Here is a 22,202-nt window from a genome sequence, read left to right as displayed (position 1 = left end):
GCGGCGAGCGGTGCGGCGGGGGCCGGGGCCGCCACCGGAGCCGGGGCGGCCGGCGCGGCGGGGGCGGGTGCGGCCGGAGCAGCAGCGGGCGCGGGGGCGGCGGCGGGGGGCGGCGTGGTGCCGACCGGGGTCGCGGCCTGGGTCACTGGGGTCACCTCGGTACCGGGCTTGTAGTCGGCGAAAAAGTCCCACCAGGCTCGGTCGACCGAGTTCGGGTCCTGGAGGTACTGCTGGTAGATCTCGTCGACGAGCCACTCATTGGGGCCGAAGCCAGTGGAGCTTGCCGAGCTGTTGGGGGTTTCTTGGGACTGTGGCGACACGGCGGCAACCGCCCTCTTCCGCTTCCTTTTGGGATGTTTGGACAGCGGGGATTAAGGCTACGCCCCTGACCAGTGATCGCGCAGTCCCCGGGCCCCAGGCGTCGCCCAGATCACAGTCCTGACCTGCACTTTGGCTGAAAAAGTGCGTTAGGAAGCCGTATCTGAGGGGAACTGATCGGCCTTCGTTGGTGGTCAAACAGGTACAGATGCGGACATTTCTCCGCTTGGGGGCGTACGCGATCTTCGGAGATCACTGTGTCGGTTCTGTGACAAATGACCGGTGTGATGAACCGATCACCCTTGGGTCACCCTTGGCGCTGTCCCGGGAGCCGGACCTCGATCCGGCAGCCGCGGGGGGACTCGGCCACCGCGATCCGCCCGCCGTGCAGGTCCACCGCCCAGCGGGCGATCGCCAGGCCCAGCCCCGTACCGCCGTCCGAGCCCGGGCCGGAGGCCGTCGCGGTGCCGCTGCGGCTGAACCGCTCGAAGACCCGGTTGCGGTCGGCGGGCGGGATGCCGGGGCCCTCGTCCTCGACCTCCAGCAGCAGGCCGCCGTCCTCCTCGTCCGGCCGGGCGCGCACGGTGACGGTGCCGCCGGAGGGGGAGTGCTTGCAGGCGTTGTCGACCAGGTTGGCGACCACCTGGTGCAGGCGTTCGGTGTCCGCCACGCCGGTCAGGCCGCTCGGGCTGACCTCCAGGGCGAGGCGGACGTCGCCGCGCCGGGAGAAGGCCCCTCCGGCCGTCGCGCCGTCCACGGTGACGCCGCGCAGCACGCCGTCCAGGAACTCGCGCACCTCGAAGGGGCGGGTGTCCAGGTCGACCACGCCGTCGTCGATCTTGGAGAGGTCCAGCAGGTGGGTGACCAGGCGGCCGAGCCGCTCGGTCTGCTCCAGCGCCGCCTCCAGGGTGGCCGGGTTCGGCTGGACGACGCCGTCCACCACGTTCTCCAGGACGGCGCGCAGCGCGGCGATGGGCGTGCGCAGCTCGTGGGAGACGTTGGCGACCAGCTCGCGCCGGTGCCGGTCGGCCGCCTGCAGGTCGGCGGCCATCGCGTTGAAGGTGACGGCCAGCTCGCCGATCTCGTCGCGGGAGCTGACCTCGACCCGGCGGCTGTAGTCGCCGGAGGCCATCGCGTTGGCGGCGGCCGTCATCTCGCGCAGAGGGGAGGTCAGCCCGTGCGCGAGGAACTGCATGAACAGCAGCGAGGCGATCATGGAGAAGACCATGATGATCCGGATCTGGGTCTCGGACCGGATCGCCACGACCACCATCCCGGTGGCCAGGAAGACGGAGACGATCACCAGCAGGGCGAGTTTGCCCTTGATCGATCGGACCGGGTCGAGCGGCCGGATGTCGGCCCAGACCCGGCGGGCTGCGCGGGAGGCGAGGGTCTGCGGACGCGCGGTCTCGGCGTCCCCGTCGCGTTGCTGTGGAAAGGTCATGGGTCCCCTGAGCGGGCCCCGCGTGCGTCCTGGTGCGCGGTCGTTCGGGACACGGGCCCCCCGGAGGCCCGTCGCCCGAGGTCCGCCGTCAGGACAGCGGGGCCTCCAGTGCGTAACCGACGCCGTGCACGGTGCGGATCCAGCTGGCGCCGATCTTGCGGCGCAGCGCCTTGACGTGGCTGTCCACCGTGCGGGTGCCGGAGGCGTCGGTCCAGTCCCAGACCTCGGCCAGGAGCTGCTCGCGGGTGAGCACGGCGCGCGGCTGGGCGGCCAGGCAGGCGAGCAGGTCGAACTCGGTCGGCGTCAGGTGGACGTCGCCGGAGGCGAGCCGGACCCGGCGCTGCACGTGGTCGATCTCCAGCTCGCCGAAGCGCAGGCTGCCGAGCGCGGGTGTGCGGGCGGCCTGCTGGGCGCGCTCGACGCGGCGCAGCAGTACGTTGACCCGGGCCGCGAGTTCGCGCATCGAGAACGGTTTGGTCATGTAGTCGTCCGCGCCGACGCCGAGCCCGACCAGGAGGTCCGTCTCGTCGTCGCGGGCCGTCAGCATCAGTACCGGCACCGGCCGCTGGGCCTGGATGCGGCGGCACACCTCCAGGCCGTCGAAGCCGGGCAGCATGATGTCGAGGACGACCAGGTCCGGCTGCCAGGTGTGGAAGCCGTCGACCGCGCCCGGGCCGTCGTGGGCCACGGCGACCTTGAAGCCCTCCGCGCCCAGCCGGGCCGCGATCGACTCCGCGATCGTGGGCTCGTCCTCCACCACCAGCACTCTGCGCTGGCTGTTCACCGTGCCGCCGGTGTTGTGGTTGTCCTGCTGAATTTCTGTCACGGTCACGCCACCGCCCCCAGGGCTGCGGGCCGGCCACCTGTGGGGATGGCGGGCTCCGCTCGTAGTCTTGTTCCGTCGTGGACTGTGCCGGGTCCGCCGCCCCGCCGCGTGATCGGGAACGGACCGGGCGGTGGTCGGCCGCCCGTTGCTCCCGCGCACTTCGCAGCGTACGGACAGCGGATGCTTCCCGGCAGGTGGACCGGACGTTTCCGGCCCGTGGGGCGGCCTTCCGGGCCGCCCGGAGGCCCACCGAAGGGGTGGGCACGGGCCGATACCTTACCCGGGGAATTTTCACCGTGTGACGGTGCGTATGCGATGGAGTCGAGGCCAAGCTGCCGGTCAGAGCCGATACCGGAGCGTTCTCGGGAACTAGGTCCAGACCAATTTTCGGGAATCGGACTCACTGACTCCGGGACAGTCTTCACGGGCTTTTCCCAGGTGCCTCTCAGAACCTCGACGTAACGTCGTCGCGACGCCGCCCCGCCGCGCGGAATCCGCCGCTCCCGCCGGTACGTTGGGTACGGGGCGGGGGTAACCGATGGCTGCGGGTACGGAGCGGAGGCGGCATGGCGGGAGTGTGGCGTGAGTCCGGAGGGCGCGCTCCGGCGCCCGAGGGCGTGCCGTACGGAATGTTCCGCCACGGACTGCGCACCGCCGTCCTCGACCGGTTGCTGGAACGCCTGCCGACGCCCCGGCGCAATCCGTTCACGCTCGGATACCTCGCCGTCGTCGGCGTCACCACGACCTTCGCGAAACTCGCCGACCCGGAACTCGTGCAACGCCTCCAGGAGGCGTCCAGTTCGGACGGGCACAACCTTCTGCAGCACCCTCTGCGGGCTCTCGTGCTCAGCGGATTCTGGGTCGCCGGCGAGGCGTGGATGCCCTACCTGTGGGGATTCGCGATCACCCTCGCGCCGCTGGAGCGCAGGGTCGGCCCGGCGCGGGCGGCGGCGGTCTTCGCGATCGGGCACGTCGGCGCCACGCTGCTCTCCCAGGGCGTGGTGATGGGGGCGGTGGCGACCGGGCGGATGGAGCCCGAGGCGATGGACCGGCTGGACATCGGGGTCAGCTACGGCGTGCTCGCCTGCCTGGGCGCGGTGGCCGGGCTGATGTCCCCGCGCGGGCGGGTGCTGGCGCTGGGCGCGACCGGGCTGATGATCGCCGGGCAGATCGCCGAGGACCGGGACGTGGTCACGGCCGTCGGGCACCCGGCGGCGGTGCTCGCCGGGGTGGCGCTGTGGCGGTGGCTGCGGCGGGTCCAGCGGCGGCGGCCGACCTCGCGCCCGCGCCGGGTGGCGGCCGCGGCGGTCAAGGGCATGGGCGCGCGGGGCGGACTGCCCGCGGCGCGCTAGGGGCGTGTCTTTCGGCGCGCACCGGCTCCGGCGGGCGCGCGGGCCCGTTTTTGACAACCCCTACCGAACGGTCGTTCGCCGGTTGTCCAGGTACTTCAGGTGTTCGCTCATGGCGAACAAAGCCATGGGAACATCCGGGGCCCGCCGCGCCTTAGTCAGGTCGACTCAAGTTCGCTGACTGGGGAGAGATCATGGCATCGACGTCCACACCGCTCACCCTGCCCGTGCTGCCGCTCGACGACGAGGTCGTGCTCCCGGGCATGGTCGTCCCGCTCGACCTCAAGGACACCGAGGTGCGCGCCGCCGTCGAGGCCGCCCGCGCCGCGGCCACCGGCTCCGGCAAGCCCCAGGTGCTGCTCGTCCCCCGGGTCGACGGCTCGTACGCGGCCGCCGGCACCCTCGCCACCGTCGAGCAGGTCGGCCGCCTCGCCGACGGGGACCCCGCCGCTCTGGTGCGCGCCGTGCGCCGGGTGCGGATCGGCGTCGGTACCACCGGGCCCGGCGCCGCCCTGTGGGTGGAGACCACCCCGTTCAAGGAGTCCTCCGTCGGCACGCCCGTCGCCGGGCGGGCCGCCGAGCTGGTCAAGGAGTACAAGGCGCTGTCCACCCAGTGGCTGCGCAAGCGCGGCGCCTGGCAGATCGTCGACCGCGTCGCCCAGATCGAGGGCGTCGGCGAGCTCGCCGACAACATCGGCTACGCGCCCTTCGCCACCGCCGAGCAGAAGCTCAAGGTGCTCCTGGAGGCCGACCAGGTCGCCCGGCTGGAGTACGCGCTCACCCTCCTGCGCGACCACCTCGCCGAGGAGGAGGTCAACGACACCATCCGCAAGGACGTCGAGGAGGGCGTCGCCAAGCAGCAGAAGGAGTTCCTGCTCCGTCGCCAGCTGGAGGCCGTCCGCAAGGAACTCGCCGAGCTCAACGGCGACCCGGCCGACGAGGAGGGCGACTACCGCGCCCGCGTCGAGGCCGCCGACCTGCCCGAGAAGGTCCGCGAGGCCGCGCTCAAGGAGGTCGACAAGCTGGAGCGCTCCTCCGACCAGTCGCCCGAGGGCTCCTGGATCCGCACCTGGCTCGACACCGTCCTGGAGCTGCCCTGGAACGAGCGCACCGAGGACGCGTACGACATCGCGGGCGCCCGGGCCGTCCTGGACGCCGACCACGCCGGCCTGGCCGACGTGAAGGAGCGCATCGTCGAGTACCTGGCCGTGCGCAAGCGCCGTGCCGACCAGGGGCTCGGACTGGTCGGCGGCCGTCGCGGGGGAGCCGTGCTCGCCCTCGTCGGCCCGCCCGGGGTCGGCAAGACCTCGATCGCCGAATCGGTGGCCCACGCGATGGGCCGCAAGTTCGTCCGCGTCGCCCTCGGCGGCGTCCGCGACGAGGCGGAGATCCGGGGCCACCGGCGCACCTACGTGGGCGCGCTGCCCGGCCGGCTCGTCCGGGCCATCAAGGAGGCGGGCTCGATGAACCCCGTCGTCCTGCTCGACGAGATCGACAAGGTCGGCTCCGACTACCGGGGCGACCCGGCCGCCGCCCTGCTCGAAGTGCTCGACCCGGCGCAGAACCACACCTTCCGCGACCACTACCTGGAGGTCGAGCTCGACCTCTCCGACGTCGTCTTCCTCGCCACCGCCAACGTGCTGGAGTCCATCCCCGAGCCGCTGCTCGACCGCATGGAACTGGTCCGCCTGGACGGCTACACCGAGGACGAGAAGGTCGTCATCGCCCGCGACCACCTGCTCCCGCGCCAGCTGGAGAAGGCGGGCCTCGGCGACGGGCAGGTCGGCGTCGAGGAGGAGGCGCTGCGCAGGCTCGCCGGGGAGTACACCCGGGAGGCGGGCGTACGGAACCTGGAGCGCTCCATCGCCCGGGTGCTGCGCAAGATCGCCGCACAGGCGGAGCTGGGCGAGCGCGAGCTGCCCGTCACCGTCGGCGCGGACGGCCTGCGCGCCCTCATCGGCCGGCCGCACCACGTGCCCGAGGCCGCCCAGGAACCCGCCGAGCGGCGCACCGCCGTCCCCGGCGTGGCCACCGGGCTCGCCGTCACCGGCGCGGGCGGCGACGTCCTCTACATCGAGGCGTCCCTCGCCGACGCCGAGACCGGCGGCACCGGGCTCACCCTCACCGGGCAGCTGGGCGACGTCATGAAGGAGTCCGCGCACATCGCGCTCTCCTACCTGCGCTCGCGCGGCGCCGAGCTGGAACTGCCCGTCACCTCGCTGCGCGACCGGGGCGTCCACCTGCACGTCCCCGCCGGGGCCGTCCCCAAGGACGGGCCCAGCGCCGGCATCACCATGACCACGGCGCTCGCCTCGCTGCTCTCCGGCCGCAAGGTGCGCACCGACGTGGCGATGACGGGCGAGGTGTCGCTCACCGGGCGGGTGCTGCCCATCGGCGGGGTCAAGCAGAAGCTCCTCGCCGCCGACCGGGCCGGCGTCACCACGGTGATCATCCCCAAGCGCAACGAGGCCGATTTGGACGACGTCCCGGCCGAGGTGCTGGAGCGGCTCACCGTCCACCCGGTGGCGGACGTGCGGGAGGTGCTGAAGCTGGCGCTGGAGCCGGCAGAGGTACTCGTGGCCGCCTGACCAGCGGAGTTGAAAGGCGGACGGCATCCGGGCGTGTGACACTGCTCGGATGCCGTCCCCCACGCAGCGAGCCCTGGCGCGGGTGCCGCAGCCGCTGCGGCCCCTGCTCCTCAGGCACCGGCGGTTGGTGAAGTTCCTGCTCGTCGGCGGGTTCTGCTTCCTGCTGACCGTGGTGATCGACTTCGAGCTGAAGTTCACCGTGCTGGAGCACAAACCGGTCGTCGCGTTGACCGTCGCCACCGTCATCGGCACCGTCGTCTCGTACGTGCTCAACCGGCGCTGGGCCTTCCGCACCGGGTGGCGGCGGCGCGAACCCCTGCTGTTCGGGCTGGTCAGCGCGGTCGCCATCGCCGTCAACGACCTCCCGCTGATCGCCTCCCGCTACCTGCTCGACCTGCGGGAACCGTACGTCGGGCCGCTCGCCCAGGAGGTCGCCGACTTCGTCAGCGGGATGCTCGTCGGGACGTTCGTCGCCATGCTCTTCCGGTTCTGGGCCGTGCAGCGGTGGGTGTTCACCACGCCCCCGTCGCCGCAGGGAGAAGGCGGTTACGCTGCATCCGAGGTGCCGGGGATGTCGGAGATGTGAAGGATGTCGAAGACGTCACGGGACGCGCGATGAAACCGTGAGGTGAGGAACCATGCGCGGGGAACCCGAGGGCTTCAGGGCCGGGCCCGCCAGCCAGCAGGGCATGCGACGGGCCAACCTCGCCCTCGTCCTCGGCGTCATCGCCCGCGCCCCGCGCTCCCGCGCGGAGGTCGCCACCGGGACCGGGCTCACCCGGGCCGCCGTCTCCTCCCTCGCCGAACAGCTGATCGCCGCCGGGCTCGTCGTCGAGGAAGGACCCTCCGCCCCCAGCGGCAAGGTCGGCCGACCGGGCACCGCCCTCGGCCTCAACCCGGACGGCCCCGGGGGCCTCGGCGCGGAGATCGGCGTGCGGCACCTCGGGGCCTGCGTCGTCGACCTGCGCGGGGAGATCCGCGCCTGGCGCCGGGAGGAGGCCGCGAACGCGGGCCGCCCGCCGGGCGCCGTCCTGGCGGACCTGGCGGCGCTCCTGCGCGCGACCGTCGCCGAGGCGGGCCTCGCGCCGGCGGGCCTGACGCTGGCGGTACCCGGGCTGGTCGACGCGGGCGGGGTGCTGCAGCGCGCGGCCAACCTGGGATGGGCGGACGTGCCGCTCGCGGCGGAGCTGCGGGCGGCGCTGCGCGCGGGGGAGGACGACGGCGGGCGCGGCGGACGGTCGCCGGAGGCTTCCGCTGCGGTCGCGGCGGCGGCAGACGGGCCGCGGGCGGGTGAACCGCCGCCGACCCGGGGCGCGTCGCACGGCGGGCTGGCGGAGCTGCCGATCGAGGTGGACAACGAGGCCAACCTCGGCGGGCTCGCCGAGCGGTGGCTGGGGGAGGGGCCCGAGGACTTCCTCTACGTCTCCGCCGAGGCCGGGGTCGGCGCGGCGATCGTCGTCGGCGGGCGGCTGCTGCGCGGAGCCCGGGGCTACGCGGGCGAGCTCGGCCACGTCCCCGTCCACCCGGACGGCCCGCGCTGCGCCTGCGGCGCGCGCGGCTGCCTGGAGCAGTACGCGGGCGGGGCCGCCGTCCTGCGGGCGGCGCACCTGACGGAAACCCGGGGCGACTGGGCGGCGCTGGTCGCCGACCGCGCCGCGGCGGGGGACGCGGCCGCCCGCGAGGCGCTGGCCCGCGCGGGGCGGGCCCTCGGCACGGCCGCCGCCGGGGCGGTCAACCTGCTCGACCCGGCCGAGATCGTTCTCGGCGGCGGCTACGCCCGCCCGGCCCCCTGGATGCTCCCCGCGATGCACGCCGAACTGGCCGCCCGCGTCACCGTCCGCCCCTGGTCGGACGACCGGCTGACCGTCTCCCACCTCGGCCGCCGGGGCCCCCTGCTCGGCGCCGCCGTGGGCGTCGTCCGCGCCATCATCGCCGACCCCGGCGCCCTGGCGGCCCCGGCAAGCACCTGAGCCCCCGGCCCGGGGCCGGGGGCTCGGTGGGGGTGTGAGGGGTCAGGCGGGGTCGGCGGTCAGTTCGCGGCCGCCGGAGCGGGGGGTGCGCAGGACGGCGAGGACGGCTACGGCGATGCCGACGAGGGCCCAGACGAAGAGGACCAGGAGCGGCTTGCCGATGTTGGTGGAGTCGAAGTAGGCGATCGACTTGGTGACGGCGGCGCCCGCGCCGTTGGGGATGATCGAGCCGATGGCGCGCCAGAAGGGGGGCATCATCGGGTCGGGGTAGACGCCTCCGGCGCTGGGGTTGCCGAGGACGACGAAGATCAGGACGGCGACGCCGATGCCGATGATGCCGAAGAGGCACTGCAGGGCCATGGTGAAGGCGCCGACGGTGAAGACCACCAGGGCGCCGATCGCCGTCAGGGCGAGGATCGAGCCGGGCAGGGCGTCCAGGACGGGGCCGGCGATGATCGTGCCGCCGAGGCCCGCGACCACCGAGTAGACGGCGAGGGCGCCGAGGCGGATCAGCAGGCGGTGGAGGTTGGCGGGCTTGGAGCCGGCGCTGATGCCGAGGATGGAGGCGACCAGGTAGCCGCCGACGCACCAGCCGATGACCAGGTAGAACGACGTGAGGCCGTTGGTGTCGCCCTTGGCGAGCGGCACGACGTCGTGGACGACGACGGTGCGGCCCTGCTTCGCGTCCAGCGCGGTGGTGACGGTCTCCGCGGCCTTGGCGGCGGACGGGCCGCGGGCGCCGCCGACGAGGAGGGTGTCCTGGGTGCCCTTCGGGTCGACGACCAGCGCGGCGTAGACCTTCTGGTCCTTGATCTGCTGGGTGGCGGTCTCCGCGTCGGGCGCGGTGACGGCCTTGACGGGCTTGCCGTCGATCGCGTTCAGCGCGCCCGTGAACTTGGGGGCGACCTGTTCCGGGGCGACCACCGCGATGGAGAGGTTCTGCGGGGTCGGGTGGTGCAGCGCCCCGACGTACGAGGTGATGAAGCCGAGCTGCAGCAGCAGGACTCCGAGTACCAGGAGTGCGGCGCGCGGGGTGACCGCGCTCTTGAGTTCGGTCATGAATCCCTGCCCCGGGGCAGCCATCCGCATCTCCTTGCGTATCGGCGGAAAACGGATACTTAATACCATGAAGTAGTTGGCTTGTCGCACCTTACGCGCCGGGGGCGGGACCTGAGGGGGCCTCAAGTGGCGAACCTCTCTTTACTTGCCCTTGAAGAAAGTTGCCTTACTCAACCATCTGGGCATATGGTTGCGTAAGACAACGAAATCAGAGGACTCAGATGACCCCGACCACAGAGGCCGAGACCGGCACGGCGGCAGCCGCCGTCGACGACCGCCCGATGACCCACCGGCAGGTGATGGAGGCGCTGTCGGGCCTGCTGCTCGGCCTGTTCGTGGCCGTGCTCTCGTCCACCGTCGTCTCCAACGCCCTGCCCCACATCCTCACCGACCTCCACGGCGGCCAGTCCGCCTACACCTGGGTGATCACCGCGACGCTGCTCACCCTCACCGCCTCCACCCCGATCTGGGGCAAGCTCTCCGACCTGGCCAGCAAGAAGCTGCTGCTCCAGATCGCCCTGGTGATCTACATCGGCTCCTCCGCGCTGGCCGGGCTGTCGCAGAACACCGGCGAGCTGATCGCCTGCCGCGCCCTCCAGGGCATCGGCGCCGGCGGTGTCACCGCGCTGGCGCAGATCTGCCTGGCGGCGATGGTCCCGCCGCGCGAGCGCGGCCGCTACAGCGGCTACTTCGGGGCGGTCTTCGCCCTGGCCACCATCGGCGGCCCGCTGATCGGCGGCGTCATCGTGGACACCCCCTGGCTGGGCTGGCGCTGGTGCTTCTACGTCGGCATCCCGTTCGCCATCGCCGCGATCCTGGTCGTCCAGCGCACCCTGAAGCTGCCGGTGGTCAGGCGCAAGGTCAAGATCGACTACCTGGGCGCGCTGACCATCACCGCCGCCGTGAGCCTGCTGATGATCTGGATCACCCTGGCCGGCAAGAACTACGACTGGGTGTCCTGGCAGACCGCCGCGATGGTCGGAGGGGGCCTGCTGCTGGGCGGGCTGGCCGTCGTGGTCGAGCGCCGCGCGGCCGAGCCGATCATCCCGCCGGACCTCTTCCGGTACCGCACCGTCAGCCTGGCCGCCCTGGCCAGCGTGCTCGTCGGCGTCGGGATGTACGGCGCCACGACCTTCCTCAGCCAGTACTTCCAGCTGGCCCGGGCCAAGTCCCCGACGATGGCCGGCCTGATGACCCTGCCGATGATCCTCGGCCTGGCGGTGGCCTCCACCGTCGCCGGCCGGCTGATCACCAAGTACGGCAAGTGGAAGGCGTACCTGGTCGCCGGCACGCTGATGCTCGCCATCGGCTTCGGGCTGCTCGGCACCGCGCGGGCCGACACCGACTACACCCTGCTCTCCGTCTACATGGCGATCACGGGCGTCGGCCTCGGCCTGACCATGCAGAACCTGGTGCTCGCCGTGCAGAACACCGTGCCGCGCCACGAGCTGGGCGCGGCCAGCTCGGTGGTCACCTTCTTCCGCACCATGGGCGGCGCGATGGGCGTCTCGGCGCTCGGCGCGCTGATGAACGACAAGGTGACCCACTACCTGGCGGAGAACCTCGCGGCCGCGCACATCCCGGCCGGGCACGGCACCGGCGGCGGCATCCCGGACCTGCACAAGCTGCCCGCCCCGATCGTCCCGCTGGTGACGGACGCCTTCGGCCACGGCGTCGGCATGGTGTTCCTGTTCGCGGCGCCCTTCGCGCTGCTGGCCTTCGTCACCGTGCTGTTCATCCGTGAGACGGCGCTGAAGACCAGCCAGGTCTGATCGCCGCCACACTCTGGTCGCCGGAACACGCTGATCGCCAAAACACAAGGAAGGGCCGGGGAGTGCAACCGCACTCCCCGGCCCTTCCGGCGTTCGTCCGAAGCCCTACGGCGCCGCGATCAGCACCAGGCCGTAGACCACGGCGGCGGCGCAGAGCGCGAAGCAGGCGTACGCGCCGGCCAGCAGGGCGGGCTTGCCGCCTCCCGCAGTGCCGGTGCCGGAGTCGGTGCCCCGGCCCTCACGGGTGCTCAGCACGGCCTCGCGGCGCGACAGCGCCAGGATGCCGAGCGCGAAGACGGCGACCACGGCGACGGTGATGCCGAAGCTGGCGCAGGCGGTCTGGGCCAGGGCGGTCCACTTGATGTGCATGGTGCGTGCTCCTCAGCGGGCGGCGCTCAGGCCGCGACCGTGGTCGAGGCGGGGGACGTGACGGTGGGGGTGGTCGGGGCGAGCTCGACCGGGGTCACCTCGTCCGCGTCGTTGACGTTGTGCGCGCTGACGGGCTGGCGGCGCGAGATGATCCACATCGCGCCCGAGCCGGCGACCAGCAGCACGCCGACCACGGCGACGCCCCAGGTGCCCTGGCGGGCCAGCAGGGCCGCGCCGCCGGAGACGAGGGCGGCGGCCGGCAGGGTCAGGCCCCAGGTGTAGACCATGCGCCGCACCAGGCTCCAGCGCAGCTGCCCCTTGGGGCCGCCGAGGCCCGCGCCCATGATGCCGCCGGAGCAGACCTGGGTGGTGGAGAGGCCGAAGCCCATGTGCGAGGAGGTCAGGATGACGGTCGCGGCGGCCGACTCGGAGGCGAAGCCCTGCGGCGCCTTGATGTCCGCCAGGCCCTTGCCCATCGAGCGGATGATCCGCCAGCCGCCCATGTAGGTGCCGAGCGCGATCGCGGCGCCGGCGGAGACGATCACCCAGGTGGGGGGCAGGGCGCCGTGCGGCAGGGCGCCGACCGAGACGAGGGTGAGGGTGATGATGCCCATGGTCTTCTGGGCGTCGTTGGTGCCGTGCGCGAGCGAGATCAGCGAGGAGGAGAAGATCTGGCCGGTCTTGAAGCCCTTGGTGACGGTGCCCTCGTCGCTGCGGCGGGTGATCGCGTACGCCAGCTTGGTGGCGCCCCAGGAGGCCAGGCCCGCGACGAACGGGGAGGCGATCGCGGGGATCAGGATCTTGGAGACGACGGTGTCGAAGTTGACGCCGTTCATGCCGACGCCGACGACGGTGGCGCCGATCAGGCCGCCGTAGAGCGCGTGCGAGGAACTGGACGGCAGGCCGCGCAGCCAGGTCAGCAGGTTCCAGAGGATGGCGCCCGCCAACGCCGCGAAGATGATCTCTGGGTGGACGCCGCTCTTCTCGTTGACGATGCCGCCGGAGATGGTGGTGGCGACCTTCACGGACAGGAACGCGCCCGCGAAGTTGAGGACGGCCGCGATGGTGACCGCGACCTTCGGCCGGAGGGCTCCCGTCGCGATGGAGGTGGCCATCGCGTTGGCGGTGTCGTGGAACCCGTTGGTGAAGTCGAAGGCGAGCGCCGTGATGATCACAACGGCCACCAGGAACGAGATGTGTTCCATACCCAAACAATCGTCGTAGTTGTCGCACGGACGTTGGTGTCGTCGTGACGGTAGGTCTGTCAGGTGAACGAAAGGTGAACTGGGCCGGGAATCGTGGTTCTGATGGTGTCCTATGGATGGCTGGGAGCTTTCGCAGGGGTGAAGCTCGGCGTGTTGACCAGGGCTTCGAAGGGGAACGTCCGGTTTCGATCGGTTTTGTTGAGAGTTGTCTCACAGTTCGCACGGAGAATTAACCCCCTGGTCGGGGTGTGCTCTGTTTCCGACCGGTAACCCATGGGAGGATCTGCGGCAACCCGGCGAACACACGGGGGCAGGCAGAGGTTCGGTGCGGGGAGGACCAACCATGGGCGGGGCTGCACAGCGCACGGAATCGGCGGGCGTACGGCCCTGGCTGCGGGCGGCGTTGCGCTGCGGAGCCGCCCTCGCGGCAGCCGCACTCGCCCTCCCCCTGGCCGCCGGCGCGGCCTGGGCCAGCCCGGACCCGGGCACCACCGGGGTGAGCGTCGCCCCTGGCCAGGACCCGCTCGCCGCCACCAAGGCCACCCTCGGCCCGATGCTCGACCGGCTCCACGACCTCTACCAGAGCGCCGAGGCCGCCACCGAGCAGTACAACGGCTCCGTCGCCAAGGTCGCCGCGCAGCAGGCCGCGCTCACCGAGGTCCAGGGCAAGCTCGACCACCAGCAGAAGCAGGTCGACGCGGGCACCGACATCGCCTCCCAGCTGGCCGCCGCCCAGTACCGCAACGGCGCGACCTCCGCCTACGCCGAGCTCCTGCTCTCCAAGGACCCGTACGAGGCCGTCACCGTCGCCGAGCTGCTCAGCGCCGCCAGCCGCTCGCAGTCCGAGTTCCTCGCCAAGCTCAAGGGCGACCGCGACGCGCTCGACACCCTCAAGCAGCAGAGCGAGGAGGCGCTGAAGACCTCCAAGACGCTCGTCACCCAGCAGGAGGCGGCCAAGACCAAGGCCGCCGCGGACCTCGCCGCCGTCGAGCTGACGGTCTCCTCCCTCACCGGCGCACAGCGCGCCGAACTGGAGCAGCTGGAGAAGGCCCGCGCCGACGAGGCCCAGCTCGCCTTCCTCGCCTCCGGCGCCCTCGGCAAGGGCGAGCGCACCCCCTCCGCCCAGGGACGCGGGGCCATCGCCTTCGCGCTCGCCCAGGTGGGCAAGCCGTACCTGTGGGGCGGCACCGGGCCCGAGTCCTACGACTGCTCCGGCCTCACCTCGCAGGCGTGGCTGCACGCCGGCCGGCAGATCCCGCGCACCAGCCAGGAGCAGTGGGCGCAGCTCCAGCACGTGCCGCTCAACCAGATCCGGGCCGGCGACCTCGTCATCTACTTCAAGGACGCCACGCACGTCGGGATGTACATCGGCGGCGGGCTCATCGTGCAGGCGCCCCGGCCCGGCGCGTTCATCAAGGTCTCGCCGATCGGCTCGATGCCGATCCTCGGCGCGGTGCGGCCCGACCCCGACGGTGCGGCCGACGACGCCGGCGGCGCCTGGAAGGTGCCGGACCTGCCCGCCGGCTGGGACAGCACCACGCCGATAGCGCCCAGCCCGGTGCCGCAGACGCCGCCCGCCACCCCGGGGACTCCGGCCACGCCGGCCACCCCGACGCCGGGGACGCCCACCGGCACGCCGTCCGGTACGGGCTCGTCCACGCCGACCCCCACGGACACGGCGACGACCACCCCGACGCCGACCGGCACCGCGACCCCGGGCACGCCCTCGGGCACCGGCACCCCGAGCACCGGCACCCCGAGCACCCCGGCGCCGACCGCGACGGGGACGGGTACGGGGACGCCGAGCTCCACCGGGACGTCGACGGGCACGTCCGGCGCCTCGGCCCCGGGCAGCGCCACGGCGACGCTGCCGCTGGGCGGCACGGTCTCGCCCCACTGAGCCCGCACACGCAGGAGGCCCGCCCGGTGACACCGGGCGGGCCTCCTGCGTGCTCGACGGCGCTCTACGGCGCGGTGTCGGGCTCGAAGCGGACGACGACGGCCTTGGAGGTCGGCGTGTTGCTGATGTCGGCCGTGGAGTCGAGCGGGACCAGCACGTTGGTCTCCGGGTAGTACGCCGCCGCGCCGCCCCGGGCGACGGGGTAGTGGACGACCCGGAAGTGCGGGGCGCGGCGCTCGACGCCGTCCGACCACTCGCCGACCAGGTCGACGTACGCGCCCTCGACGAGGCCGAGTTCGGCCGCGTCCGCCGGGTTGACCAGGACGACGCGGCGGCCGCCCTTGATGCCCCGGTAGCGGTCGTCGAGGCCATAGATGGTGGTGTTGTACTGGTCGTGGGAGCGCAGGGTCTGCAACAGCAGGCGGCCCTGCGGGACTTCGGGGGCGGTCAGCGGGTTGACCGTGAAGTTGGCCCTGCCGGTGGCGGTCGGGAAGGTGCGGCTGTCGCGCGGGCCGTGGGGCAGGGTGAAGCCGCCGGGGCGCTGGAGCTTGGCGTTGTAGTCCTCGAAGCCGGGGACGACACGGGCGATCCGGTCCCGCAGGGTGCCGTAGTCGGCGGCGAACTCGGCCCAGGGCACGGAGTCCTCCGGGCCGAGGACGGCCTCGGCGAGGCGGCAGACGATGGCGGTCTCGGAGAGCAGGCCCTCGGCGGGCGGGCGCAGCCGGCCGCGTGAGGCGTGCACCTGGCCCATCGAGTCCTCGACACTGACGAACTGGTCGCCGGCGCGGGTGGTGTCCCGGTCGGTGCGGCCGAGGGTGGGCAGGATGAGGGCGCGGGCGCCGGTGACCACGTGCGAGCGGTTGAGCTTGGTGGAGACGTGGACGGTCAGCCGGCAGCGGCGCATCGCGGCCTCGGTGACCTCGGTGTCCGGGGTGGCGGCGACGAAGTTGCCGCCCATCGCGAAGAACACCTTCACCTTGCCGTCGCGCATGGCGCGGATGGTGTCCACCGAGTCGTAGCCGTGCTCGCGCGGCGGCTCGAAGCCGAACTCCGCGCCCAGGGCGTCCAGGAAGGCGGCGCTCGGCCGCTCGAAGATGCCCATCGTCCGGTCGCCCTGGACGTTGCTGTGCCCGCGCACCGGGCAGACCCCGGCGCCGGGGCGGCCCACGTTGCCGCGCAGGAGGAGGAAGTTGACCACCTCGCGGATGGTCGGGACGGCGTGCTTGTGCTGGGTGAGGCCCATCGCCCAGCAGACGATGATCTTCTTCGAGGCGAGGACCATCCGGCCCAGCTCCTCGATCTGCTCCCAGGGCAGGCCCGTGGCGGCGAGGACCTCCTCGCGGTCCGTCCCGAGGGCCTGGGCCTCGAACTCCTCGTAGCCGTGGCAGTGTTCGGCGACGAAGGCGCGGTCCACCCCGTCGGCCTCCAGCACGATCCGGTTGAGCGCGCGGAAGAGCGCCAGGTCCCCGCCGAGGCGGATCTGCAGGAAGAGGTCGGTCAGCTTGGTGCCGTGGCCGACCAGCCCGCGGGCGTTCTGCGGGTTCTTGAAGCGCTCCAGGCCCGCCTCCGGCAGCGGGTTGACGCTGACGATCGTGGCGCCGGCCCGCTTGGCGCGCTCCAGGGCGGAGAGCATCCGGGGGTGGTTGGTGCCGGGGTTCTGGCCGGCCACGATGATCAGGTCGGCCTGGTAGAGGTCCTTGAGGCTGACGCTGCCCTTGCCGATGCCGATGGTCTCGGTGAGGGCCGAACCGGACGACTCGTGGCACATGTTGGAGCAGTCGGGCAGGTTGTTGGTGCCCAGGCGGCGGGCGAACAGCTGGTAGGCGAAGGCGGCCTCGTTGCTGGTGCGGCCGGAGGTGTAGAAGGCGGCGCCGTCCGGGGTGTCGAGGGCGCGCAGCTCCTCGGCGATCAGGGCGAAGGCGTCGTCCCAGGAGATCGGCGTGTAGTGGGTGGCGCCCTCGTCGAGCAGCATCGGGTGGGTGAGGCGGCCCTGCTGGCCCAGCCAGTAGCCGGAGCGTTCGGTGAGGTCGGCGATCGGGTGGGCGGCGAAGAACTCGGCGCGGATGCGGCGCTCGGTGGCCTCCTCGGCGACGGCCTTGGCGCCGTTCTCGCAGAACTCGGCGAGATGCGGCTTGTCCGGCTCGGGCCAGGCGCAGCCGGGGCAGTCGAAGCCGCCGTGCTGGTTGAGCCGGCCCAGAGTGGCGAGGGTGCGCCGGGGGCCCATCTGCTCGGCGGCCATCCGCAGGCTGTGGCCGACGGCGGGCAGACCGGCGGCCGCGTGCTGGGGCGCGGACACCTGCGGGGCGTCCTGCGCCGGGTCGCTCTGCGGGGCCTGCTTGGCCATGACTGCGCTCCTCGGACTGTGCCTGTTCGGGCCGCCGCACCGTTACGGGGCCCGGTGCCCATCCTTCCACCCGGGTGGAGGCAGGGGGAGGGGAGAGGCCCGGCCTGGGTAGAGTCTGCTCGTCACAGGGGAAGGGGGAGGGGCGCGTGCGGGTCGGTGACGTCCTCGACGGACGGTACGAGCTGCTGGAGAAGCTCGGGCAGGGCGGCTTCGGGGTGGTGTGGAAGGCGCAGGACACCCGGATGCAGCGGCCGGTGGCCGTCAAGGTCATCGGGCATCACGGCGGTGACCAGGCGAAGGCCGCGCTGCGGTTCGTCCGGGAGGCGTGCGCGGCGGGCAACCTGTCCCATCCGCACATCGTCACCGTGCACGACCTCGGGCAGAGCGAGGTCGCCGACGAGCAGGTGACCTTCCTGGTCATGGAGATGCTGACCGGCCGCACCCTGACGGAGGTGCTGCGCGCCGGGGTGCCCGAGCCCGCGCAGAGCCTGCGGTGGGGGCGGGAGATCTGCGGGGCGCTGGCGGCGGCGCACGACGCGGGGATGGTGCACCGCGACATCAAGCCGGACAACATCATGATCACCGACTCCGGCCGGCTCAAGGTGCTGGACTTCGGCATCGCCCAGCTGGACACCGGCGCCGGAGGGCTCACCACCACCGGGACGATCGTCGGCAGCCCCGCCTACATGGCGCCCGAGCGGTGGACCGGCGGGCGCGTGGACGGGCGGGCGGACCTGTACGCGCTGGGCTGCGTGCTCGTCGAACTCTTCACCGGGGCACGGCCGTTCGGCGGGGACTCCACGCCGGTGCTGATGTACCAGCACCTCAACGAGCCGCCGCCCGCGCTGGACCCGGCGCAGTTCGGGCTGCCCCCGCAGGTGGCCGGGCTGATCGCTGAGCTGCTGGCCAAGGAGCCGCAGGCGCGGCCGGCGGACGCCCGTACGGTCGAGGCGCGGCTGGCGGAGCTGGCCGACTGGCGCGGGGAGGCGGCGGTGGCCCCGGCGCCGACGGTGAAGGAGCAGCCGCCGACGCCGCAGCCCGCGCCGCAGGCCGTGGTCCCGTCGACTCCGCAGCCGGCGCCGCAGCCGACTCCGCAGTCGGCGCCCCGGGCCGTGCCGCAGGCCCCGCCGATGCCCGCCGCGCCGCCGCCCTCGTTCCCGGTGCACCCGCCGGCCGTGCACCCGCCGGCGGTGCCGAACGTGCCCACGCCCTCGCAGGTGCTGCCGCCGCTGACCACGCCGCCCGTGGTGGCCGCCGCGCCCTCCGACGCCGTACGGGCCTCGCTGCGCGAGCGGCGCTCGGCCGCCTACCGGGCCGCGACGGCGGGCGAGTCCGCGATCCAGTTGCAGGCGATCGCCCAGGAGTGCGTGGCCGCGCTCGGCGCCGACGACCGCGACACCCTGTGCGCCTGGCGGGACTTCAGCTGGTACCTCAGCCGCGCCGGGGACGTCGAGGGCGCGGTCCGGCTGCTGCTCACCCTCGTGGAGGACATGAAGGCGGCACTCGGGCCGGCCGACCCCGACACCGTCAGCGCCCGCTACCACCTGTCGTGGTGCGTGGGCGAGAGCGGCGCCGAGGTCACGGCGATCCGGCTGCTGGCCGAACTGCTGCCCGACCTGCACGTGGCCGGCGGCCCGCAGGACCCGCGGGTGCTCAAGGCCCGGCACGACATCGCGGTGCGCCAGGCCAACCGGGGCAATCTCAACGGGGCGATCGCCGATCTGCGGGGCCTGCTGCCGGAACTCAACCGGACGCTCGGTGAGCGCCACCCCAGCACTGTCCAGGCGTGGCAGGACCTGATGGCCTTCCAGCAGCGGCTGGCCGTTACCGGCACCAAGCGCCGCAACCGGGCGCCGAAGATGAGCCGGACGGAGGCGCTGATGCTGGTGCGCCGCCTGCGGCTGTGGGACTTCGTCAACGACCGGGACGGGCAGCTGGCCGTGCAGACGCTGGAGCGCGGGATCGGCCTCAAGGGCGTCGCGAGCGTGATCTTCGACGCGCCGGACCACGTCTCGGACGAGGACCTGGTGGAGGAGATCTTCGGGCCCTGAGCCGCAGGTGTAGGGACCTCACGCGACCAGCACCGCCGCCGGGAGCGCGGCCAGGGCGCGGAGCAGGGCGCGGGCGGCCGCGTCGTTCTGGCGGAACGCCGGGGCGTCGGTGCGGGGCCGGGCGAAGGCGGCGGCCGAGCGCAGGCTGGTGTGCGGGCCGAGCGCGGTGCGGCGCGGGTGCGGGGCGTCGCCGAGGGCGGGGTCGAGCAGGCGGCTGTCGCCGGGGTCGATGGTGACCAGGCCGGAGTGGTGGGTGTACTCCTCGTCGGTCACCACCTCCTCCACCAGCCGCCCGGCGCGGTGGAGTTCGCGCAGCAGCGGGTCCCCGGTGCGGGCCAGGGCGTGCTTGGGCAGGTATGCCTCGATCAGCGCGGTGGCGGTGACGGTGTGGCCGGGCACGGTGGTGCCGCCGGCCCGCCAGGTGCCGGTGGCCTCGTCCCGGACGACCCGGACGTTCGCCCCGAGGAAGGTCACCACCCCGGCCTCGGAGAGGGCGAGCAGCTGGCGCAGCCGGAAGCCGGGCGGGCCGGAGGCGAGGAAGCTGAAGTAGCCGAAGAACCACTCGTCGGACTCCTCGGCGATCGAGCGGGCGGTGAGCCGGCCGCTCGCCAGCACCCGGGGGAGCTGGCCGAAGATCGACAGCAGGGCGAGGAAGGCGCCGAGGTCGGCGCTGTGGGCGGGGTCGGCGCGGCGGTCGGCGTCCTCGGCGACGTACGCGCGCAGGTGGGTCTGGAGCTCCTCGGCGGTGGCGAGTTCGAGGCCGGCCAGCGGGTGGTCGAGGCGCTCGAAGTCGATCCGGTCGGCCGGGTCGGGCACGGCCTCGGCCTCCAGGGCGGCGCGTTCGGGGGTGTACCAGCCGTGGGCGTCGTAGCGGGCGAGGAACTCCGTCCAGGGCAGGGCGGTGCGCCCGGGGTGGGCGTGGAAGAGCTCGTGGTAGTGCCCGAAGGCGATCTCCTTGGCGATCAACGGCCAGAAGTCGCGCCGAAGTTCGAGCACTCCCCCGGTGGCGAGCACCGCGTCCACGGCGGCCGCGTCGAAGTAGCGGGGCAGGGGTGCGGGCGGGCCCTGGAGGCGGTAGCCGGTCTTGGAGTGGTACGGCACGCCGCGCCGGGAGCCGAGGTGCAGCACCGGCTCGCGGCCGGAGGGCAGGTAGCGCAGGGCGGGGCCGTCGCCGACGGGCTCGAAGCGGCCGCCGCGGCCCTCGGTGAGCATCGCGACCAGGTCGACGGCGGCCAGGCCCAGGCCCCGCAGCACCACGTGTTCGCCGGGGGCTACGGCGGTCAACTCCTGTGCCACGTCGGCCGAGTAGGCGGGTGGCAGGTGGAAGCGGCCGTGCCGGGCGGCGAACTCGGTGTCGCTCCGGTGGCGGGGGTGCGGGGCGGAGTCGAGGTGGCCGAGGGTGAGGGCGACGTGGTCGGCGGTGAGCGTGGTCCCGTCCTCGAGGCGGACGCGCTGCGGGCCGTCCGCCGGGCCCTCGATCCGCCGGGCCCTCGTGCGGTGGACGGTGACGGTGGCGTGCGGCGGCAGCTCGGCGACGGCGCGGCGGAACGCCCAGTCCAGGTAGGCGCTCTGGGCCCGGCGGGTGGGGAAGTCGGTGGGCGCGAGAGCCTCCAGCTCGGCCCGAACGGCCGGGTCGGCGACCTCCCGGTACGGCGCGAACTCCCGCTGGGCGCCGGCCCATTCGGCGAGGGAGGGGCCCGGGCGGACGGGGCCCTCGATGGTGGAGTGCTCGTCGGTGAACATGGTGACGTCCTCGGCCATCGAGTTCATCCGCAGCAGCGGCGACTGGTCGGCGCGCCAGATCCGGCCCGCGCCGGGCGGGTACGGGTCGACCAGGTGGATCTCCAACGGGCGGTCGGCGGGCAGGAGTTCGGCGGCGTTGGCGGCGATCCGCTCCAGCAGCCCGGCGCCGCGCGGGCCCGCGCCGACGATCACCACCGCGTTCATGCCTTCACCGCCCGCCGGAGGGCCGCGCGGGCGCGCTGCAGCGGGGTCGGCGGCAGGCCCTCGCGGGTGGCGCCCTTGGCGAAGTGCCGCTCCACGTAGTACTGGCCGACGGACAGCACGGTGGTGACCACCAGGTACCAGAGGGTGGCGACCATCAGCATCGGGATCACCTGGTAGGACTGCAGGTAGACCAGCTGCACCGAGTAGAGCAGGTCGGAGACGGCCAGCACGCTGACGATGCTGGTGTTCTTGAGCGCGCCGATCAGCATGTTCCCGGCCGTCGGCACGATCGCGCGCATCGCCTGCGGCACCACGATCCGGCGCAGCACCCGCCACCGGCCGAGCCCGAGCGCGGCGGCGGCCTCCAGCTGGCCGCGGTCCACGGAGAGGATGCCGCCGCGGATCACCTCGGCGGCGTACGCCGTCTCCAGCAGGGTCAGGCCGATGACGGCCGTCAGGGTGGGCCCGATCAGGTTGACCGTCTTCACGGTGAGGAACTCGGGGCCGAAGGGGATGCCCAGGCCCAGGGTCGGGTAGAGCGCGCCGATGTTGAAGAAGAACAGCAGCTGCACCAGCGGCGGGGTGGAGCGGAAGATCCAGATGTAGGTCCAGCTCAGTGTGCGCAGCACCGGGTTGGTGGACAGCCGCATGGTGGCGAGCACGGTGCCCAGGACGAAGCCGAGGCCGAGGGTGAGGCCCGTCAGCCACAGGGTCAGGGCGAGGCCGTCGAGGACGGACCGGGCGGTGAACCACGCACCGACCACGTCCCACTGGAAGGCGTCGTTGCGGATCACCGAGCCGAGCACCATCGCGGCGAGCAGCAGCGCGACGGCCGCGGCGGTCCACTGGCCGGGCTTGCGGCGGGCGACGATCCGGGCCTCGGCGGATTCGTCGCGGGCGGGGGAGGGCTGGTCGGGTACGGACTGCGCGGGCAGGACGTCCGGCGGGGTGGCCATGGCTTCGGCTCCTGGCGGGAGTGCGGGTGGGGCATGGGTACGGGCGGTCGTCACGTACGGGCCTGGCGCCGGCTCGCGTCCCTCAACGCGGTCGGCGCGGTGGT

The 22,202-nt window shown here is 73.1% G+C and carries 16 protein-coding genes; 7 read left to right on the top strand and 9 right to left on the bottom strand.

Annotated features, from left to right (window positions below; genetic code table 11):
- From IH61_RS45210 to IH61_RS0133420, 3 genes are all read right to left on the bottom strand, one after another.
- Window positions 1-320: 2-oxoglutarate dehydrogenase E1 subunit family protein (locus tag IH61_RS45210; protein ID WP_199823424.1), on the bottom strand; the 320-nt coding region annotated here is incomplete at its 3' end.
- A gap of 305 nt (window positions 321-625) precedes the next feature.
- Window positions 626-1,762, bottom strand: a complete 1,137-nt coding sequence (locus tag IH61_RS0133425) for a HAMP domain-containing sensor histidine kinase (RefSeq protein ID WP_031076845.1) — start codon at window positions 1,760-1,762, stop codon at window positions 626-628.
- An 88-nt stretch (window positions 1,763-1,850) separates the two neighbouring features.
- Entirely contained in the window at window positions 1,851-2,588 is a 738-nt protein-coding gene (locus IH61_RS0133420) for a response regulator transcription factor (protein WP_031076843.1), read from the bottom strand.
- Window positions 2,589-3,154: 566 nt separating this feature from the next.
- Here IH61_RS0133420 and IH61_RS0133415 point away from each other — a divergent pair.
- The 4 genes from IH61_RS0133415 to IH61_RS0133400 all read left to right on the top strand — a co-directional run bounded on the left by IH61_RS0133415 (window position 3,155) and on the right by IH61_RS0133400 (window position 8,495).
- On the top strand, window positions 3,155-3,940 hold the full coding sequence (locus IH61_RS0133415; protein WP_158845567.1) for a rhomboid-like protein: 786 nt from the start codon (window positions 3,155-3,157) through the stop codon (window positions 3,938-3,940).
- Between the two features lie 191 nt (window positions 3,941-4,131).
- Window positions 4,132-6,525 (top strand): endopeptidase La, encoded by a 2,394-nt coding sequence (gene lon / locus IH61_RS0133410; protein WP_031076839.1) that lies wholly within the window; start codon window positions 4,132-4,134, stop codon window positions 6,523-6,525.
- 49 nt (window positions 6,526-6,574) lie between these two features.
- Window positions 6,575-7,111 (top strand): GtrA family protein, encoded by a 537-nt coding sequence (locus tag IH61_RS0133405; protein ID WP_051838503.1) that lies wholly within the window; start codon window positions 6,575-6,577, stop codon window positions 7,109-7,111.
- 52 nt (window positions 7,112-7,163) lie between these two features.
- Window positions 7,164-8,495 (top strand): ROK family transcriptional regulator, encoded by a 1,332-nt coding sequence (locus IH61_RS0133400; protein WP_031076835.1) that lies wholly within the window; start codon window positions 7,164-7,166, stop codon window positions 8,493-8,495.
- A gap of 42 nt (window positions 8,496-8,537) precedes the next feature.
- Here the strand turns inward: IH61_RS0133400 and IH61_RS0133395 are convergent, their stop codons facing one another.
- Entirely contained in the window at window positions 8,538-9,578 is a 1,041-nt protein-coding gene (locus IH61_RS0133395; RefSeq protein ID WP_031076832.1) for an ABC transporter permease, read from the bottom strand.
- 197 nt (window positions 9,579-9,775) lie between these two features.
- Here IH61_RS0133395 and IH61_RS0133390 point away from each other — a divergent pair, with 197 nt between their 5' ends.
- A complete protein-coding gene (locus tag IH61_RS0133390; protein ID WP_051838502.1) occupies window positions 9,776-11,326 on the top strand; it encodes an MDR family MFS transporter in 1,551 nt (516 codons plus the stop codon).
- Between the two features lie 105 nt (window positions 11,327-11,431).
- On the opposite strand, the gene IH61_RS0133385 is transcribed toward IH61_RS0133390, so the two are convergent.
- Complete coding sequence (locus IH61_RS0133385) at window positions 11,432-11,695, bottom strand: hypothetical protein (RefSeq protein WP_031076828.1); 264 nt, start codon at window positions 11,693-11,695, stop codon at window positions 11,432-11,434.
- Between the two features lie 26 nt (window positions 11,696-11,721).
- Complete coding sequence (locus IH61_RS0133380) at window positions 11,722-12,900, bottom strand: inorganic phosphate transporter (protein WP_031076827.1); 1,179 nt, start codon at window positions 12,898-12,900, stop codon at window positions 11,722-11,724.
- 343 nt (window positions 12,901-13,243) lie between these two features.
- Here IH61_RS0133380 and IH61_RS0133375 point away from each other — a divergent pair, with 343 nt between their 5' ends.
- Window positions 13,244-14,800, top strand: coding sequence for a C40 family peptidase (locus IH61_RS0133375; RefSeq protein WP_158845562.1), 1,557 nt, complete (start codon window positions 13,244-13,246; stop codon window positions 14,798-14,800).
- A 64-nt stretch (window positions 14,801-14,864) separates the two neighbouring features.
- Here the strand turns inward: IH61_RS0133375 and IH61_RS0133370 are convergent, their stop codons facing one another.
- On the bottom strand, window positions 14,865-17,144 hold the full coding sequence (locus IH61_RS0133370; RefSeq protein ID WP_031076823.1) for an FdhF/YdeP family oxidoreductase: 2,280 nt from the start codon (window positions 17,142-17,144) through the stop codon (window positions 14,865-14,867).
- 146 nt (window positions 17,145-17,290) lie between these two features.
- On the opposite strand from IH61_RS0133370, the gene IH61_RS43460 reads away from it, so the two are divergent.
- Window positions 17,291-19,195, top strand: coding sequence for a serine/threonine-protein kinase (locus tag IH61_RS43460; RefSeq protein ID WP_051838500.1), 1,905 nt, complete (start codon window positions 17,291-17,293; stop codon window positions 19,193-19,195).
- Between the two features lie 18 nt (window positions 19,196-19,213).
- Here IH61_RS43460 and IH61_RS0133360 read toward each other — a convergent pair whose 3' ends face one another.
- Complete coding sequence (locus IH61_RS0133360; RefSeq protein ID WP_031076818.1) at window positions 19,214-21,142, bottom strand: FAD/NAD(P)-binding protein; 1,929 nt, start codon at window positions 21,140-21,142, stop codon at window positions 19,214-19,216.
- Window positions 21,139-22,098 carry an amino acid ABC transporter permease gene (locus IH61_RS0133355; RefSeq protein ID WP_031076815.1) on the bottom strand — a complete coding sequence of 320 codons (960 nt, stop codon included), beginning with the start codon at window positions 22,096-22,098 and terminating at the stop codon, window positions 21,139-21,141. Before IH61_RS0133355 ends, IH61_RS0133360 begins: the two co-directional genes overlap by 4 nt.
- Window positions 22,099-22,202 lie beyond the last annotated feature (104 nt).

It is taken from the genome of Streptomyces sp. NRRL WC-3742, assembly GCF_000720635.1.
Classification (GTDB): domain Bacteria; phylum Actinomycetota; class Actinomycetes; order Streptomycetales; family Streptomycetaceae; genus Kitasatospora.
The sequence above is the reverse complement of the archived record's forward strand: the minus strand, read 5'-3'. Positions and strand labels throughout refer to the sequence as shown.

What these genes read in the sequence shown, in the direction of transcription:
- IH61_RS0133425 (WP_031076845.1), bottom strand. Translation starts at nt 1,762, where the DNA reads ATGACCTTTCCACAGCAACGCGACGGGGACGCCGAGACCGCGCGTCCG.
- IH61_RS0133415 (WP_158845567.1), top strand. Translation starts at nt 3,155, where the DNA reads ATGGCGGGAGTGTGGCGTGAGTCCGGAGGGCGCGCTCCGGCGCCCGAG.
- lon (WP_031076839.1), top strand. Translation starts at nt 4,132, where the DNA reads ATGGCATCGACGTCCACACCGCTCACCCTGCCCGTGCTGCCGCTCGAC.
- IH61_RS0133405 (WP_051838503.1), top strand. Translation starts at nt 6,575, where the DNA reads ATGCCGTCCCCCACGCAGCGAGCCCTGGCGCGGGTGCCGCAGCCGCTG.
- IH61_RS0133400 (WP_031076835.1), top strand. Translation starts at nt 7,164, where the DNA reads ATGCGCGGGGAACCCGAGGGCTTCAGGGCCGGGCCCGCCAGCCAGCAG.
- IH61_RS0133395 (WP_031076832.1), bottom strand. Translation starts at nt 9,578, where the DNA reads ATGGCTGCCCCGGGGCAGGGATTCATGACCGAACTCAAGAGCGCGGTC.
- IH61_RS0133390 (WP_051838502.1), top strand. Translation starts at nt 9,776, where the DNA reads ATGACCCCGACCACAGAGGCCGAGACCGGCACGGCGGCAGCCGCCGTC.
- IH61_RS0133385 (WP_031076828.1), bottom strand. Translation starts at nt 11,695, where the DNA reads ATGCACATCAAGTGGACCGCCCTGGCCCAGACCGCCTGCGCCAGCTTC.
- IH61_RS0133380 (WP_031076827.1), bottom strand. Translation starts at nt 12,900, where the DNA reads ATGGAACACATCTCGTTCCTGGTGGCCGTTGTGATCATCACGGCGCTC.
- IH61_RS0133375 (WP_158845562.1), top strand. Translation starts at nt 13,244, where the DNA reads ATGGGCGGGGCTGCACAGCGCACGGAATCGGCGGGCGTACGGCCCTGG.
- IH61_RS0133370 (WP_031076823.1), bottom strand. Translation starts at nt 17,144, where the DNA reads ATGGCCAAGCAGGCCCCGCAGAGCGACCCGGCGCAGGACGCCCCGCAG.
- IH61_RS0133360 (WP_031076818.1), bottom strand. Translation starts at nt 21,142, where the DNA reads ATGAACGCGGTGGTGATCGTCGGCGCGGGCCCGCGCGGCGCCGGGCTG.
- IH61_RS0133355 (WP_031076815.1), bottom strand. Translation starts at nt 22,098, where the DNA reads ATGGCCACCCCGCCGGACGTCCTGCCCGCGCAGTCCGTACCCGACCAG.